Below are 15,076 nucleotides of genomic sequence, written 5' to 3'. Positions count from 1 at the left end.
AAATGGTAATGCCAGGCGACAACATCCAAATGACTGTAGAGCTAATCGCTCCAATCGCAATGGATGAAGGTCTACGTTTCGCAATCCGCGAAGGTGGTCGTACAGTAGGCGCTGGTGTTGTAGCTAAAATCATCGCTTAATTCTTAATGAATTAATCTTTGTTAGCTATGTAAAAGGGAAGCTTCGGCTTCCCTTTTTTATTGGTGTTATTCCAAGTAGAGTTGATTTTGGTTATAAGAGATAGCATGCCTTATCTTTTTAGCTGAAAATAAGTTTCATTAATAAAACAACCTGTTAGGTTAGACCTTTCTAAAGCCTCGCGATAATTTTTCTAAATCTTCCGCTTTTTAGCTGTTTTTTTATAACCAATTCTTCTAAATTTTACCCAAACTTAACTGGTAACAAGAATAATTCTTGTTTATATTCGAGTAAAAGTTGTTGGTTAAAGTTGTATTGAGTAGGTTGCCTTTATGTATGTCTGTTTATGCCATGGTGTCTCGGATAAGAAGATCAAAAAGCTCGTTCTAAACGAGGGTATCACTGATGTTCGAGGTATCAAGAAGTGTACAGCGTTAGGCTCTCAATGCGGCAAATGTGTCAAGCAAGCGAAGAGTATTATTAACGAAACGATTGAAATTCAATATCAACAAGCGAGTTAATTAAAGCGATTAATTTATCGCCAAATTTTGACACCTTCTCATTTATCTCTCATATTAAGGGAGAACCAATGAGGAGGGTTTTGTCATGAAAGGCGATCCAATAATAATTCAACATTTGAATAAAATTTTAGGCAATGAGCTGGTTGCGATAAACCAATATTTCCTTCATGCAAGGATGTATAAAGACTGGGGTCTAAAGCACCTCGCAGACAAAGAATATCACGAGTCTATCGACGAGATGAAACACGCGGATCATCTTATCGAGCGAGTCCTGTTTCTTGAAGGGACTCCAAATCTTCAAGATCTCGGTAAACTGATGATCGGCGAAGACACCAAAGAGATGCTCGAATGCGATCTTAAATTGGAAATGGCAGCGATTCCGGATTTAAAAGACGCCATTGCTTATGCGGAAGATATTCGCGACTATGTTTCTCGAGACTTGTTTCAAGAGATCCTTGAAGACGAAGAAGACCATGTTGACTGGTTGGAAACCCAACTGGGCTTGATTGAAAAAACCGGTATCGAAAATTATCTCCAAGCGCAGTTTGTCGACGAAGAATAATCGAATTTCTAGGGGGTAAACTGTCCAGTTTTCTTTTTGGCCCCTTTCGCTCTCCCGCGCAATAATTCCCCTTGCTTAATCTGCTCCCTTTCTGTACTATTCGGGCTCCTTAATTCTCGGTCTATTTTAATCGTTCCTTGCTTCCTCTGGACGACCGAGCCAACTGTGGAAGCTGAATAATCCGTAAGGAGCAACCAATGCGTCATTACGAAATCGTATTCATGGTGCACCCTGATCAAAGCGAGCAAGTTGCTGGCATGATCGAGCGTTACACTGGTTCTATCACTGAAGCTGGCGGTACTGTACACCGTCTAGAAGACTGGGGTCGTCGTCAACTGGCTTACCCAATCAACAAGCTTCACAAAGCTCACTACGTTCTAATGAACGTTGAAGCTGACCAAGCTGTAATCGATGAACTGGAAACTGCTTTCCGTTTCAACGATGCAGTTCTACGTAACATGATCATGCGTACTAAAGCTGCAATCACTGAACCTTCTATCATGCTTAAGCAAAAAGAAGAGCGCGCGCCACGTCGTGAAGAGCGTTCTGAAGCTAAGCCAGAAGCTAACTCAGAAGCAGCTGAGTAATCAATTAAATGACCAATCGAATGGAGCTGAGTGGCGTTGTTGCTAAGCCTCCGATTCGAAGCCAAAGCCCTAGTGGTATAGAGCACTGCCGATTCTGGCTTGAGCATCGCTCAACGATGATGGAGGCAGAGCTTCTAAGACAAGTTTATTGTCGTATGCCAGTCGTGGTTAGTGGTAAAGGGTCATCATTGTTAACTCAAGAATTAGTGCAAGGCAGTAGCATTAAGGTAAGTGGCTTTGTTACTTACCAGACCGGCCGAAATGGTGTGGGAAAATTAGTGCTTCATGCTGACAACATTACTCATATTTAATCAGGAGATAGCCCATGGCTCGTTTCTTCCGTCGTCGTAAATTCTGCCGTTTTACTGCAGAAGGCGTACAAGAGATTGATTACAAAGACGTAGCAACTCTTAAAAACTACATCACTGAAGCTGGTAAAATCGTACCTAGCCGTATCACTGGCACAAGTGCTAAATACCAGCGTCAACTAGCTCGCGCGATCAAACGTTCTCGCTACCTAGCTCTACTTCCGTACACTGACAAGCATCAGTAATCGGTTCGGTTTATTAAGAAAGAGGATTAAACAATGCAAGTTATTCTACTTGATAAAATCGGTAACCTAGGTGGTCTTGGCGATTCAGTAACTGTTAAATCTGGTTACGCTCGTAACTTCCTTATCCCTCAGGGTAAAGCGGTTATGGCAACCAAAGCTAACGTTGAAATGTTCGAAGCTCGTCGCGCTGAACTTGAAGCAAAAGTTGCTGAACAGCTTCAAGCTGCTCAAGCTCGTGCTGAAAAAGTTGAAGCACTAGAAGCGGTTGTTATCGTATCTAAAGCGGGTGATGAAGGTAAACTGTTCGGTTCTATCGGTACTCGTGACATCGCTGATGCAATTACTGCAGCTGGCGTTGAAGTAGCGAAAAGTGAAGTTCGTCTTCCAGAAGGTGCTCTACGTACTACTGGTGAGTTCGAAGTGAGCGTTCAGCTACACTCTGAAGTATTCGCAACTGTAAACCTACAGGTTGTTGCTGCTGACTAATACTCAGTATCAGACGAATTCTTCTTTGAAGAAATGAAAAACACCAGCTTCGGCTGGTGTTTTTTTATGTCTTAAGGAAACGCGAGCAGCAGTTAGAAAACGAACAGCAAGTTGGCTGAAAACACCGAATCTGAATCATAGAGTCCATCAGGGACCTTATCATGTGAGGTACGAGAGTAGGTTAACTTTAAGGCAATATCTTCAGTGATGTTATTGATGGTACTCAGGTCGATGTCTGTACGTGTGTTGCTGTTACCTGTTACCACCGTCAGGTTGCCGGTTAATGTCAGTACCTTGAGCGGTTTCCAGCGAGCGTTGATGTTACCTCGAAAAATCCCTTCCTGAACGGTTTCAGGGAAAATAATGTCATCGTCATCAATTTCATCAAGGTTTGGTTCCTGATAACGGAAACCTGGGCCTGCCTCAACTTCTAACAAGAATTTCTCAGTATTCGTCACCTGATAACCTAAACCACCAGAGAGCGTGTAATCTTTGAAATAAGCACTGTAGCGAGAGTCAATGCCTTTAAAGCTAGTATAGAAGTAGGTTTTCGCGCCGAGCTTGTAGTCGCTTTGTAAGGTATAAGTCGACTGGCGTTTGTTCTCCTTACCATTTTTATACAGTAAGTAAAACTTCCACTCACCGCTGGTTCGGTGGCGACCAGAAACATATTCTGCGTTTAAGCGCGCGTTCAGTGATTCGGAATCGGAGTTACCGCTGTGAGACTGGTAGCCGAATTCAACCTCACTTTCCCAAGGTGATGGGACTTCGATGTCGTTGGGTTTACTTTGTTCGGTTTCTTGAGCGTGCGCAAGTGAAACAAATAATAGACTTGTTCCAACTAGCCAAAGTTTCGACACGAAAATCCTCATGGTATTGATAAGATGAATGGGCGAATAATAAAGAACTCAGTTCGCAGAACCGTCAACAGACGGTTAATTCTGCATGAGAAAAAACAAAGCCGCCAGAGATAATTACAAATCTTATATTCTGGTTATAATGGTGTGTTATTGAGACGTGATTGAGTAACAAGATGCCAGACAGCAGATCAGATTTTAAAAAAGACAATCGACAGCGCCAATATAAAGATGCGCAAGTCGAAGCTATCAAAGTGCCACCACATTCTTTGGAGGCTGAGCAGTCAGTGATCGGGGGCCTGTTACTGGATAACGAACGTTGGGATACGGTTGCTGAGCGTGTTCGTGCAAGCGATTTTTATAGCCGTCCTCATCGCTTAGTTTTTGAAGCGGTTCAATCGATTCTTGAAGACAGTAAGCCACTTGACCTTATCACTCTCTCTGAGTTCTTAGAGCAGCGCGAGCAGTTGGATGATGTTGGCGGCTTCGCCTACCTTGCTGACTTAGTGAAAAATACGCCGAGTGCGGCCAACATTAACGCTTATGCCGATATCGTTGCTGAGCGTGCATTGGTTCGTCAGTTAATCGGTGTCGCTAATGAGATTGCCGATGCTGGGTATGATCCTCAGGGGCGCGACTCAGAAGATCTGCTTGACCTTGCCGAGAGTAAAGTGTTCGCCATTGCCGAATCTCGCACCAACGAGAATGAGGGCCCGCAGAATGTTGATAATATTCTTGAGAAGACGCTCGAACGCATAGAGTTATTGTATAAAACACCGCAAGACGGTGTGACAGGTGTGAGCACCGGATTTACCGATCTCAATAAGAAAACGGCGGGATTACAAGGTTCCGATTTGGTGATTGTTGCTGCGCGTCCGTCGATGGGGAAAACCACTTTTGCGATGAACCTGTGTGAAAACGCGGCGATGGAGCAAGAAAAGCCAGTTTTAATTTTCTCGCTGGAGATGCCAGCAGAGCAGATCATGATGAGGATGTTGGCCTCTTTATCACGTGTTGACCAAACAAAAATCCGTACCGGTCAGCTTGATGACGAAGATTGGGCGCGTATCTCTTCGACCATGGGTATCCTCATGGAGAAGAAGAATATGTATATCGACGATAGCTCCGGCCTGACTCCAACGGAAGTGCGTTCACGTGCTCGACGTATCGCGCGCGATCACGGTGGGTTATCCTTGATCATGGTCGACTATCTGCAGCTTATGCGTGTGCCGTCAATGTCTGACAACCGAACGCTAGAGATTGCGGAAATTTCTCGCTCACTAAAAGCTTTGGCGAAAGAGTTAAACGTTCCTGTTGTTGCCCTGTCTCAGCTTAACCGCTCGTTGGAGCAACGTGCGGACAAACGCCCAGTAAACTCTGACTTACGTGAATCTGGCTCTATCGAGCAAGATGCCGATTTGATCATGTTCATTTACCGTGATGAAGTTTATCACCCAGACAGCACGATGAAAGGCACCGCCGAGATCATCTTAGGTAAACAACGTAACGGTCCTATCGGCTCAGTACGTTTAACCTTCCAAGGACAATATTCCCGCTTTGATAATTACGCAGGACCTGCGTTCGATGACGATGAGTAAGCCGTATGAGTTATATGAAAGCTGCAACCGCTTGTGTTGACTTGAGTGCATTGCAACATAATTTTCAATTACTTCAGGCTAAAGCGCCCAATAGCAAACTCATGGCGGTGGTGAAAGCGAACGGGTATGGGCACGGGCTACGACATGTCGCGACTCATGTCCCTAACGCAGATAGCTTTGGTGTGGCGCGTATTGAAGAAGCTCTTCAGCTTAGAGCCTGCGGTGTGGCTAAACCTATCTTATTGTTGGAAGGGTTCTATAACGCCTCTGATCTGCCGGTGCTGGTGACTAATAATATTCAAACAGTCGTCCATTGCGAGGAGCAGTTGGCGGCCTTAGAGCAAGCATCGTTGGATGCGCCAGTTGTGGTTTGGCTCAAAATTGATAGTGGTATGCATCGTCTTGGCGTGCGTCCTGAACAGTTCTCCTCTTTTGCTGCACGTTTAGACGCGTGTGAAAATGTGGCAAAGTCATTGCGGTATATTAGCCACTTTGGCTGCGCCGATGAACTCGAGAGCTCGACCACTCCCCAGCAGATTGACCAGTTCTTATCGTTAACTCAAGGCTTGCAAGGTGAACGTTCTTTAGCCGCTTCTGCAGGCTTGTTAGCGTGGCCGGATAGTCACCTTGAATGGGTGAGGCCGGGTATTATCATGTATGGTGTATCGCCGTTTGGTGATAAAACTGCTGGTGAGCTGGGTTATAAGCCCGTCATGACCCTGAAATCACATCTCATCGCAGTTCGAGAAGTGAAAACGGGAGAAAGCGTGGGCTACGGCGCAGCGTGGACCAGTCAACGTGATACCAAAGTGGGTGTGATCGCGATAGGTTATGGTGATGGTTACCCGAGAATGGCTCCGAATGGCACACCAGTGATGGTCAATGGTCGTAAGGTGCCGATTGCTGGGCGTGTTTCGATGGATATGTTGACGGTCGATTTAGGCCCGAATGCCAGCGACGTGGTGGGTGATGAAGCGATTTTATGGGGAGAGGCTCTTCCTGTTGAAGAGGTGGCTCAGCACATCGGTACGATTGCTTATGAGTTAGTGACTAAGCTAACGCCGCGTGTTGAGATGCAATATAGTTAGATCCAATAAAAAGAGGCTTCAAGCCTCTTTTTTTGACGACGGTTATTCCCCTTGTAACGTCGCAATTAAGCGGCGCTGGCCACCGTAGTCGCGATGTTCACCTAAGTAGATCCCTTGCCAAGTACCTAAAGCGAGACGTCCATTGGCTATAGGAATCGTGAGACTGCAGCCAAGGGTCGACGTCTTTATATGGGCCGGCATATCATCGTCGCCTTCATAAGTGTGTTGGTAATAAGGTGCACGTTCTGGAACCGAATGGTTGAAGTGTTTTTCCATATCCGAGCGTACCGTGGGATCGGCGTTTTCATTGATGGTCAAACTGGCGGATGTGTGCTGAATGAATAGGTGTAATATTCCGACAGAGTAGTCAGAAATCTCGGGAATTTGTTGTTCAATTTCATCAGTGACTAGGTGAAAACCGCGAGAACGAGCCCTAAGTTGAATGCTTTTCTGTTTCCACATATTGAATCCTTGATAATTCATTTGGCAAATCAATCGTTAGACGCTATGTTGAGTCCACTTGCCTATATTACTCAGTGACATTGCTTAGTAACGCCTATCTAAGTTATCGTGATATATCTCAATGATGGTGCAACATAGCTGGGTCATAATTGCACATTGAAAATTAATTACAAAGTTTTTGCTGACACTTAACGTCGCAGAGACCAAACTTTTTTCTATTCTAAAAATCGGGAGTTCTACCAAGTGTAGCGATGATTTATGCTTGGCTTAGAATGAGACCACTGTAACTTCGGGACGCATATTATGCTGAAAAACATCAATCCAACTCAGACTCAAGCTTGGAAAGCGCTGACTGCCCACTTTGAATCGGCACAGGACATGGATTTACAAGACCTGTTTGCCCAAAACCCACAGCGTTTTGAGCAGTATTCTGCTCAGTTTGGTTCTGACATTCTAGTTGATTACTCTAAGAACCTAATCAATGAAGAGACCTTGAGTCACCTTTTTGCTTTGGCAAAAGAGTCAGAGCTAAAGTCAGCCATTGAAGCGATGTTCAACGGTGAGAAAATCAACCGTACGGAAGGTCGTGCTGTGCTGCATACGGCGCTTCGCAATCGCAGCAACACGCCAATCGTGGTTGATGGTGAAGATGTTATGCCAGCGGTTAACGCTGTGTTGGATAAAATCAAATCGTTTACCGATCGCGTGATCGGCGGTGAATGGAAGGGGTATACAGGTAAAGCAATTACTGACGTTGTGAATATTGGTATCGGTGGTTCTGACCTTGGTCCATATATGGTGACTGAAGCGCTTGCTCCTTACACCAACCATCTGAACATGCATTTTGTGTCTAACGTTGATGGTACTCATATTGTTGAAACATTGAAGCCATTAAACCCGGAAACAACCCTGTTTTTGATCGCCTCTAAAACGTTTACTACTCAAGAAACGATGACGAATGCCCACACGGCTCGTGATTGGTTCTTGGCCACGGCAGGTGACCAAGCACACGTGGCTAAGCACTTTGCTGCGCTTTCAACTAACGCCACTGCGGTATCTGAATTTGGCATCGATACTGACAACATGTTTGAATTCTGGGACTGGGTTGGTGGTCGCTATTCTCTATGGTCTGCAATCGGTCTTTCTATTGCGCTTTCTATTGGCTTTGATAACTTCGTTGAGTTACTTGATGGCGCTCATCAGATGGATAAGCATTTCGCGACCGCTGAGCTTGAAAGCAACATTCCGGTGATTCTGGCGTTGATTGGTATTTGGTACAATAACTTCCACGGTGCTGAGTCAGAAGCGATTCTTCCTTACGACCAATACATGCATCGCTTTGCTGCCTACTTCCAACAAGGCAATATGGAATCGAATGGTAAGTTTATGGACCGTGATGGTAACCCAGTGACTTATCAAACTGGCCCAATTATCTGGGGTGAGCCAGGCACCAATGGCCAACATGCGTTCTATCAGTTAATTCACCAAGGTACAAAACTGATTCCTTGTGACTTTATCGCACCGGCTATCAGCCACAACCCAACGGGCGATCATCATCAAAAACTGATGTCTAACTTCTTTGCTCAAACCGAAGCATTAGCGTTTGGTAAATCGGCTGAAACCGTAAAAGCTGAATTGGAAGCGGCAGGTAAATCGGCTGAAGAAGTGGCAGAGCTGGTTCCATTTAAAGTATTTGAAGGTAACCGTCCAACCAACTCAATTTTGGTTAAAGAGATTACGCCTCGCACACTGGGTAACTTGATTGCCATGTATGAGCATAAAATCTTTGTTCAAGGTGTGATTTGGAATATCTTCACTTTTGACCAATGGGGTGTTGAACTTGGTAAGCAGCTAGCAAACCAAATTCTTCCTGAACTGGCTGATGATGCGAAAGTGACGAGCCACGATAGTTCAACCAATGGCCTTATCAACGCATTTAAAGCGTATAAAGCGCAATAAGTTGACGTTTGTATAGAAAAGAGCGCTCCATGAGCGCTCTTTTTTTATTGGTGTAAATCACGATGTGCGGTGACTAAACGGTGTGGTGAATCGTGGATTGCACATCGGTATGTACGGAGAATTTCTGGCTCAGTAGAGCCACCATTTCATCGTAGTATTGCATGTTGGGTTTGTTACCCAGCAGTTTACACAGCTCGTTTCCCGTGGGTGTAAAGCGATAATACAGCAGGTGAACGCCACGGTTTTGTGCTTGCAGTGATAGGTTTTTTCCTTGGTAACCTAGGGAGAGGGGTGTTTCAAGCCCAATTTCACCTGACTCGAGTTCTGTAGCATGCATGATACCAAGTTCAAACAACACCAACAGGCTGGAGTAATTCAACTGAAAATGACCAAGATTGAGGTTATTGGTTAAGTTGCGTTTACCAAAGCTGAAAATACCGCCTTGCGCACGTAAACCAATGAGAAACTTTAAGCTGCTATCGGCGCCAAAATGACACGAAAGAGAGGCGACGCGTTGAAGAATTTGTGCTTCTTTCGGCGTCATGTCTTTGAGAATCTGCAGCGCCTTCATTGAGGTTGAGCCAGGATTGGTCACTTCGCGTTTGAGCACTTGCGCCCATAACTTTTGCATTGAGGTGTTGTGAATGTCTTTGGCCATGTCAAAAAAACGCTGGAGCCAATCTTGGTCGGGATCACCAGCGGTTTCTTTTTTGCACGAGGCATAAGCGACTTTCAGAATCTTTTCGAGGTTTTTTTGTTGCTGTTCTTTCCGTTTGCGTTCGCGAACGAGCGCCCGTTCGAGCGTCGTTTTTTCTGGTTTCTGTGACGAGAGCAGGGCGTCTAAGCCGTGATGACGTGCGATGCTTTCAATCCGGTCTCCACTCTCTTTGATGTAATTGGATTTTTTTTCGTAACGAGGGGATTCATCGGCTTGATGATCGATGATCACCGGTTGTTTGGGATCTGTCATGCACTCTACTCAGTTTGCTGGCTATGAGAAATTTTACTCTAGCGAGTCATTGAGTAACTCGCCATCGAAAGCGTGTGATGTTGTTTCGAAAAATACGCTACCATAAATGATAATAACTTGTTAAAATTGTTATTATTATTTTATTAATCGATGAAATACGACTATGAGTAAAATAAAAAAACACCTGTCGATTGCCCTAGTATTTTCAATCTATGTTGGGGCATTAGCTTACCTCTCAGATTATATTCAATAACTCAGGCGCTCAACAGGCGCTTATTGCACACTTTTGAACTAATACCTTATTCGCCATCCTCATAGGCTTCAATACGTTGGCCTTCAACCACATAAGCGGTTGTTGCCAAGTCGGTACTGATGGATTCTGTTTTCAATGTTCCCACCAAATAAATGACATCCCAAAGCTGCTGAACGGGAGCGCCCTGTGGGAACTTAACATAGATAATTTGGTTCGGTGGCGGTGGCGGAACATGAATACAGGCACCAAAGTAAGGGACTAACAAGAATTCAGTGACTGTGTTTTCATCCCCTTCTAACGGAATCACAAATCCCGGTATTTTGATTTGGCTACCATTGAGTTCAGAGCGCGTCCCACCGATTTGAGACTGTTTCGCCGCGCCACCGTCATGGTTGGGCATAGGCATTCCGTTAGCGTCAAATTGGTTGCGTTCATTTTGTGGAATCAAATCGATCCAGTTGAGGTCTAGAACCTCAGCTTGGGCAAATGTCGTGACCATGGTTAAGCTGATGATCGTCATAAGCCGAGTAAAAAACGGTTTGAGCATAATGATTAAATCCTAATTGTCATGCCATCACTGAGTGATTGGCGATAGGCTCGAAAAGCCGGAATAAAGCCAATAACCATACCGGCCAGTTGAACGCAGCCGATAAGTAGCCACTCATGTGAGGTAATTGAGGTCATCGCGACGTTAATTCCGTACTGATGCTGAATTAACGGATGTGCAACCGCCAAAAGTGCGTAGAGCAGGATAATGCCGACGACAATACCAATGCTGGTGAGTACACTTGCTTCCAGCACTAATAGAGTAAAGACATGCCTTGGACGAGCCCCCATTGCACGCAGAATTGCCATCTCTCGACGTCGCTCTTGGAGACTGGTTAAGAGGCTACTTAGCATGCCAAGTAGACCGGAGACCACCACAAAGATGGAAACCGCCATCAACGCCTGTTCAGCCACTGACATCATGCCCCATAACTCCTGAAGAGCTACGCCTGGAATAATCGCACTGAGCGGTTCTTTGGGATAGGTATTAATTTGTCGCTGCAGTGAAAATGTCTGAATTTTCGATTTAAGTCCCAATAACATGGCGGTAATCTGATTGGGTGTAAAGTCGCGCTCACGCAAGGTCTTGGCATCTGGCGTGTTGCCTAAGTGCGCGCCAGATTCCCAGCCAACATGAATGGCTTCAATGGCTTCAAGCGAGACGTGCACAGTTTTGTCTACCGGGGTTCCGGTTGGCGCCAGAATTCCCACCACTTTAAACGGTAATGTATCGTGACGACTAAAGGCGACGTCACTAATACCGTGAGCAATGATGATTTCACTGCCTACATGATAGCCCAGAGATTTAGCGACATCAGAGCCAATAACCGTATCGAATAAACCATTAAACTCATGACCTTGAGTGAATTCTAATGGCTGTTTTTGACCATAACGATAATGCTCGAAATAGCTATGATTGGTACCCATGACGCGAAAACCACGGTGGGAGTCGCCCAATGAAATTGGAATTGCCCATTTGACGGCTGGATTTTGTGCGAACTCTTGGTAGCTTTTCCAGTCGATATTATTGGTGGCATTACCAATGCGAAATACCGAGTAAAGCAGCAAGTTTACTTGTCCTGAACGCCCGCCAACAATTAAGTCAGTGCTTGAAATCGTATTGGCAAAACTGCTTTTCGCTTGCGTACGAATTCGTTCAACCCCCATCAGTAAGACCACGGAGATCGCCACGGTCAAGATGGTGAGCATTGCGGTGGCTTTACGGTTAGCCACGCTTTTCCATGCCAAGTTTAACGTCGTTTTCATGACACTCTCCCTGCTTGGTTGATATCGGCAAGGGCAATCGTGCGATCAAAGAGAGGCTCGAGCGTTGGATCATGACTAACAAAGAGTAGAGTGGCGTCGGCTTGCGAGACCTGCTCTTGCAGTAATTCAATAAATGCACTGCGGTTGTCGTAATCGAGTGATGACGTGGGTTCATCGGCGATAATCAGCGGTGGCTGACCAATCAAGGCACGCGCTGCTGCCACACGTTGCTGCTGGCCAATACTGAGCGTCACCACGGGTTTATCAATACAAGTTTCAGGCAGATGTAAGCGCTTAAGCAACTGCCTGGCTTGGTGATTGAGGTCGCCATCGACTCGTTGTCTGCGCTTTGCCGAAAATTGACAAGGTAGCGTCACGTTTTCAAGTACGTTGAGGTATGGCAGCAAATTGAATTGCTGAAAGATATAGCCAATATGTTCAGCACGAAACAGATCGCGCTGACGGCCATTTAAACCAGTGAGATCGTGACCAAGAACGGTTACGTTTCCGCTTTGTGTGTGGTTGATGCCAGTCAGCAAGCTCAGTAGTGTCGATTTACCGCAGCCGCTAGGTCCTTTGATAAACACGTGCTCACCTCGTTCGATAGCCAGTTCATCAATGATTAGGGTCGGTTCACTATTGGCTTGCCATGCAAAACGTACGTTTTCGAGTCCAATCACCTTGGCGTTGGTTGAAATACTCATAACAAGTGGGGTCCTTCACAACACACCAACCTCAGAAGAGGTTGGTGTTTATCCAATTACAACTTAATCACCGTATTGTCTGGGGTTAGAGACAGGGCTGTTTGTAGCGAATCGGTGAGCAGATTAACGTCCAGTTTTTCTGTGTGTGTGAAGTGCGTAAACCATGAAGTATTAATCTGTTTGAGTTGATTAAAATCACCACATTGATAATGGTATTCCACACTAAATGAACCGTGACTACCATGATGCTCATGCTCATGCTCATGCTCATGCTCATGCTCATGCTCATGTGCGTCATCGTGATGATGAGAATCATGCTCTTCTTCATGGAGCTCATCATGGTCATGGTGTTCATCATGATCATGGTCTTCGTCGTGATGTGCTTCACCAGCAAGTGTATGCCTTACTTCGTGATGTTCAAGCTGGCAGTCAGCTTGCTGGCTCAGCTGCAAGACATTGTTCGGTTGATTTAACAGCGCAATGGCTTGCTCGAGTTGCTGCTGTTGCTCATCGGTGTTTGGCTGGTGTTCAAACCCAACAACATCAGCACCCGGCGCGGTAATTTCAACTAAAAGTTCGTTGCCATCTTGCGCAATGTTCAATTCGACGTGACCATGTACATGAGCTTCATGCTGGCGGTATTCTTCGTTGGCCAGGGCGCTGGTGCTTACTACCAGCCCAATTGCCAGTGCTAGTGATGTGTACGAAGACATATCATTTCCTTATTTGTTTGTATTTTAAAGTGGTTATAGCAAGTTAAGATGTCAAACAAATAACGGAGGAGAGCGGGGTTGGTAGTTAAAGTAGGTGGCAAATGCTGAGAGGGTTTCTTGTGTATGGGAGTGACGCTCGGGAACAGAGTTATCATGCCAGATGAAACTGCCGTTACAGGTTGCATGTTGCGCGTTAGCAAACAGCTGACAATCGTGGTGAAGATGATGCTCAGCCACGAGGTCTAAGTTATGCTCAATAGCAGCGAAATTAAGCCACAGTGTAAGTAGTACTGCACAAACGCTAAGCAGCTTTACTGTTTTTAATTTCACTTTATCAAACCATCGCCATACGCTAGACACTAAGCTGTTATACTATAACAGCTTAGTGGTTGCCGCAAAAACTTCTATAAAATTACAAGCTTTGCCCTACTAGTTTGATGACGTGTTCAATCTCTGCATCGCTTAATGGACCTTCTTTGACAAATAACACTTGGCCCTTTTTGTCCTGCACGACAATCGCTGATGATTCCGGTTTGAGTTGCCAAGTACTTGCAACAACACCATCTTCATCCAACACAATAGATGACCAAGAAAACTCTTGTTTACTGTCTTCAGCCGAGGACTTTACAAATGAACCAGTCCCCCACATTGCGTCATCTTGATTGATGATGGTGGTGGTTTGATAGTCCTGCTTAGGAAAATCCGCGTCGGTAATCGCGGACATGAGTGGCGCATTCATTTCTTTGGCACTGCTGCGACCAGCAATTGCCTGAATGACGCGGACTTTGCCTGTCATCTGCTGGCTTTGCCAAGTTTGATAAGCCGTGTCTTTTCCCTTCAAAATGACTTCACCATAGCGGTCAACATTGACACTCGGTACGTTGTGGCCAAGTTCGATGTTATGCGCTAGGGCGGGAGAGCAGATAAATAAAAGAGAGAGTAGTGTTTTAATTTTCATTATGTCGCTTCCTTTTGAATAAGCGCACAAAGTATAACCACAAAAGAATTACAGTGGTTTTTGTCAGGCTGCTTAATCCGGCAGATTGCTAGGAGGATCAAAAAAGGAGCACACAAAGCGCTCCTTTTTCGTTACTTCTCGCCGCTTATAGGTTTGGTGGGAAACACACACCAGTGCCACCTAAACCACAATAGCCTTCTGGATTCTTAGCCAGGTATTGTTGGTGGTAGGTTTCAGCGTAGTAATAGTCCCCAGCGGGAAGGATTTCTGTTGTAATCGGTTTATCTGCGCCCAGTAGTGTTTGATATTGCTGTTTTGAAGCCAGTGCTTGTTCGTGTTGCGCTTCGCTGTAAGTAAAGATGATTGAGCGATATTGAGTACCGAGATCGTTGCCTTGCTGCATGCCTTGAGTGGGATCGTGACGCTCCCAGAAGTGATGCAGCAGTTGCTCTAGAGAGATGGTCTTAGGATCAAAAACAACCCGAACAACCTCTGCATGACCAGTTTGACCTGTACATACTTCTTCATAAGTCGGGTTTGGTGTGTAACCGCCAGCGTAGCCAACCGAGGTGCTAACCACCCCATCAAGTTGCCAAAAGAGACGCTCTGCTCCCCAAAAGCAACCCATGCCAAGTAAGATTTGTTGCTGTTCACCTTGAGGCTGTGCGCTTAAACTACTTTGGTTAATAAAATGCGTATCATCGACAACTAAAGGCGTAGTGCGTCCAGGAAGGGCTTCTTCAGCCGAAATCATTGTTTGTTTTTTGTGCATGTGACTGTCCTTACTCTTAATTCTTACATCTACAACGTTAATTGACTGTTTTCGTACAGACTTATCATTAGACTAACGTTATC

At 45.3% G+C, this 15,076-nt stretch carries 20 protein-coding genes; 10 read left to right on the top strand and 10 right to left on the bottom strand.

The window, feature by feature from the left end; translation table 11 throughout:
- The 7 genes from ACFFUV_RS21815 to rplI all read left to right on the top strand — a co-directional run.
- A partial coding sequence (locus ACFFUV_RS21815) for an EF-Tu C-terminal domain-related protein (RefSeq protein ID WP_446697920.1) occupies window positions 1-140 on the top strand: 140 nt, incomplete at its 5' end.
- 330 nt (window positions 141-470) lie between these two features.
- A complete protein-coding gene (locus ACFFUV_RS21810; RefSeq protein WP_390197477.1) occupies window positions 471-659 on the top strand; it encodes a (2Fe-2S)-binding protein in 189 nt (62 codons plus the stop codon).
- A gap of 85 nt (window positions 660-744) precedes the next feature.
- Complete coding sequence (bfr, locus tag ACFFUV_RS21805) at window positions 745-1,221, top strand: bacterioferritin (RefSeq protein WP_390197474.1); 477 nt, start codon at window positions 745-747, stop codon at window positions 1,219-1,221.
- A gap of 197 nt (window positions 1,222-1,418) precedes the next feature.
- Window positions 1,419-1,808 (top strand): 30S ribosomal protein S6, encoded by a 390-nt coding sequence (gene rpsF / locus ACFFUV_RS21800; RefSeq protein WP_390197472.1) that lies wholly within the window; start codon window positions 1,419-1,421, stop codon window positions 1,806-1,808.
- A gap of 8 nt (window positions 1,809-1,816) precedes the next feature.
- The gene (priB, locus tag ACFFUV_RS21795; protein WP_390197468.1) at window positions 1,817-2,119 is read left to right on the top strand and encodes a primosomal replication protein N; all 303 of its coding nucleotides are present in this window, start codon (window positions 1,817-1,819) and stop codon (window positions 2,117-2,119) included.
- A gap of 14 nt (window positions 2,120-2,133) precedes the next feature.
- On the top strand, window positions 2,134-2,361 hold the full coding sequence (rpsR, locus tag ACFFUV_RS21790; protein WP_000090472.1) for a 30S ribosomal protein S18: 228 nt from the start codon (window positions 2,134-2,136) through the stop codon (window positions 2,359-2,361).
- Window positions 2,362-2,394: 33 nt separating this feature from the next.
- Window positions 2,395-2,847 (top strand): 50S ribosomal protein L9, encoded by a 453-nt coding sequence (gene rplI / locus ACFFUV_RS21785; protein ID WP_390197465.1) that lies wholly within the window; start codon window positions 2,395-2,397, stop codon window positions 2,845-2,847.
- A 92-nt stretch (window positions 2,848-2,939) separates the two neighbouring features.
- On the opposite strand, the gene ACFFUV_RS21780 is transcribed toward rplI, so the two are convergent.
- Window positions 2,940-3,707, bottom strand: coding sequence for a DUF481 domain-containing protein (locus ACFFUV_RS21780; RefSeq protein WP_390197462.1), 768 nt, complete (start codon window positions 3,705-3,707; stop codon window positions 2,940-2,942).
- Between the two features lie 173 nt (window positions 3,708-3,880).
- On the opposite strand from ACFFUV_RS21780, the gene ACFFUV_RS21775 reads away from it, so the two are divergent.
- Both ACFFUV_RS21775 and alr read left to right on the top strand, forming a co-directional pair.
- A complete protein-coding gene (locus ACFFUV_RS21775; protein ID WP_390197459.1) occupies window positions 3,881-5,302 on the top strand; it encodes a replicative DNA helicase in 1,422 nt (473 codons plus the stop codon).
- Window positions 5,303-5,307: 5 nt separating this feature from the next.
- Window positions 5,308-6,390 (top strand): alanine racemase, encoded by a 1,083-nt coding sequence (alr, locus tag ACFFUV_RS21770; RefSeq protein WP_390197457.1) that lies wholly within the window; start codon window positions 5,308-5,310, stop codon window positions 6,388-6,390.
- A 42-nt stretch (window positions 6,391-6,432) separates the two neighbouring features.
- On the opposite strand, the gene ACFFUV_RS21765 is transcribed toward alr, so the two are convergent.
- Complete coding sequence (locus ACFFUV_RS21765; protein ID WP_390197454.1) at window positions 6,433-6,852, bottom strand: secondary thiamine-phosphate synthase enzyme YjbQ; 420 nt, start codon at window positions 6,850-6,852, stop codon at window positions 6,433-6,435.
- A 303-nt stretch (window positions 6,853-7,155) separates the two neighbouring features.
- Between ACFFUV_RS21765 and pgi the strand changes: the two genes are divergently transcribed.
- Window positions 7,156-8,811, top strand: a complete 1,656-nt coding sequence (gene pgi, locus ACFFUV_RS21760; protein ID WP_390197450.1) for a glucose-6-phosphate isomerase — start codon at window positions 7,156-7,158, stop codon at window positions 8,809-8,811.
- 73 nt (window positions 8,812-8,884) lie between these two features.
- Here pgi and ACFFUV_RS21755 read toward each other — a convergent pair whose 3' ends face one another.
- From ACFFUV_RS21755 to msrA, 8 genes are all read right to left on the bottom strand, one after another.
- Window positions 8,885-9,781, bottom strand: coding sequence for a TIGR03899 family protein (locus tag ACFFUV_RS21755; RefSeq protein ID WP_390197446.1), 897 nt, complete (start codon window positions 9,779-9,781; stop codon window positions 8,885-8,887).
- A 299-nt stretch (window positions 9,782-10,080) separates the two neighbouring features.
- Window positions 10,081-10,554, bottom strand: a complete 474-nt coding sequence (locus tag ACFFUV_RS21750; protein WP_390197488.1) for a DUF3299 domain-containing protein — start codon at window positions 10,552-10,554, stop codon at window positions 10,081-10,083.
- Window positions 10,555-10,586: 32 nt separating this feature from the next.
- A complete protein-coding gene (locus ACFFUV_RS21745; protein WP_390197443.1) occupies window positions 10,587-11,846 on the bottom strand; it encodes an ABC transporter permease in 1,260 nt (419 codons plus the stop codon).
- A complete protein-coding gene (locus ACFFUV_RS21740) occupies window positions 11,843-12,550 on the bottom strand; it encodes an ABC transporter ATP-binding protein (RefSeq protein WP_390197439.1) in 708 nt (235 codons plus the stop codon). The genes ACFFUV_RS21745 and ACFFUV_RS21740 overlap by 4 nt, the downstream gene beginning before the upstream one ends.
- A gap of 56 nt (window positions 12,551-12,606) precedes the next feature.
- A complete protein-coding gene (gene zrgA, locus ACFFUV_RS21735; RefSeq protein WP_390197436.1) occupies window positions 12,607-13,263 on the bottom strand; it encodes a zinc uptake protein ZrgA in 657 nt (218 codons plus the stop codon).
- 51 nt (window positions 13,264-13,314) lie between these two features.
- On the bottom strand, window positions 13,315-13,593 hold the full coding sequence (locus ACFFUV_RS21730) for a DUF2607 family protein (protein ID WP_390197433.1): 279 nt from the start codon (window positions 13,591-13,593) through the stop codon (window positions 13,315-13,317).
- Between the two features lie 82 nt (window positions 13,594-13,675).
- Window positions 13,676-14,221 carry a YtfJ family protein gene (locus tag ACFFUV_RS21725; RefSeq protein WP_390197430.1) on the bottom strand — a complete coding sequence of 182 codons (546 nt, stop codon included), beginning with the start codon at window positions 14,219-14,221 and terminating at the stop codon, window positions 13,676-13,678.
- A gap of 145 nt (window positions 14,222-14,366) precedes the next feature.
- On the bottom strand, window positions 14,367-14,993 hold the full coding sequence (gene msrA / locus ACFFUV_RS21720) for a peptide-methionine (S)-S-oxide reductase MsrA (RefSeq protein ID WP_390197427.1): 627 nt from the start codon (window positions 14,991-14,993) through the stop codon (window positions 14,367-14,369).
- Between the last annotated feature and the right edge of the window lie 83 nt (window positions 14,994-15,076).

This window comes from Vibrio olivae (assembly GCF_042428525.1).
Taxonomy (GTDB): domain Bacteria; phylum Pseudomonadota; class Gammaproteobacteria; order Enterobacterales; family Vibrionaceae; genus Vibrio; species Vibrio olivae.
This window is presented reverse-complemented; position numbering and strand designations above follow the sequence as displayed.

Excerpts from the sequence above, each read along its gene's own strand:
- alr (WP_390197457.1), top strand. The coding sequence starts at position 5,308 with ATGAGTTATATGAAAGCTGCAACCGCTTGTGTTGACTTGAGTGCATTG.
- rpsF (WP_390197472.1), top strand. The coding sequence starts at position 1,419 with ATGCGTCATTACGAAATCGTATTCATGGTGCACCCTGATCAAAGCGAG.
- ACFFUV_RS21725 (WP_390197430.1), bottom strand. The coding sequence starts at position 14,221 with ATGAAAATTAAAACACTACTCTCTCTTTTATTTATCTGCTCTCCCGCC.
- ACFFUV_RS21745 (WP_390197443.1), bottom strand. The coding sequence starts at position 11,846 with ATGAAAACGACGTTAAACTTGGCATGGAAAAGCGTGGCTAACCGTAAA.
- rplI (WP_390197465.1), top strand. The coding sequence starts at position 2,395 with ATGCAAGTTATTCTACTTGATAAAATCGGTAACCTAGGTGGTCTTGGC.
- ACFFUV_RS21750 (WP_390197488.1), bottom strand. The coding sequence starts at position 10,554 with ATGACGATCATCAGCTTAACCATGGTCACGACATTTGCCCAAGCTGAG.
- pgi (WP_390197450.1), top strand. The coding sequence starts at position 7,156 with ATGCTGAAAAACATCAATCCAACTCAGACTCAAGCTTGGAAAGCGCTG.
- ACFFUV_RS21765 (WP_390197454.1), bottom strand. The coding sequence starts at position 6,852 with ATGTGGAAACAGAAAAGCATTCAACTTAGGGCTCGTTCTCGCGGTTTT.
- priB (WP_390197468.1), top strand. The coding sequence starts at position 1,817 with ATGACCAATCGAATGGAGCTGAGTGGCGTTGTTGCTAAGCCTCCGATT.
- ACFFUV_RS21740 (WP_390197439.1), bottom strand. The coding sequence starts at position 12,550 with ATGAGTATTTCAACCAACGCCAAGGTGATTGGACTCGAAAACGTACGT.
- ACFFUV_RS21775 (WP_390197459.1), top strand. The coding sequence starts at position 3,881 with ATGCCAGACAGCAGATCAGATTTTAAAAAAGACAATCGACAGCGCCAA.
- msrA (WP_390197427.1), bottom strand. The coding sequence starts at position 14,993 with ATGCACAAAAAACAAACAATGATTTCGGCTGAAGAAGCCCTTCCTGGA.
- bfr (WP_390197474.1), top strand. The coding sequence starts at position 745 with ATGAAAGGCGATCCAATAATAATTCAACATTTGAATAAAATTTTAGGC.
- ACFFUV_RS21810 (WP_390197477.1), top strand. The coding sequence starts at position 471 with ATGTATGTCTGTTTATGCCATGGTGTCTCGGATAAGAAGATCAAAAAG.
- ACFFUV_RS21755 (WP_390197446.1), bottom strand. The coding sequence starts at position 9,781 with ATGACAGATCCCAAACAACCGGTGATCATCGATCATCAAGCCGATGAA.
- zrgA (WP_390197436.1), bottom strand. The coding sequence starts at position 13,263 with ATGTCTTCGTACACATCACTAGCACTGGCAATTGGGCTGGTAGTAAGC.
- rpsR (WP_000090472.1), top strand. The coding sequence starts at position 2,134 with ATGGCTCGTTTCTTCCGTCGTCGTAAATTCTGCCGTTTTACTGCAGAA.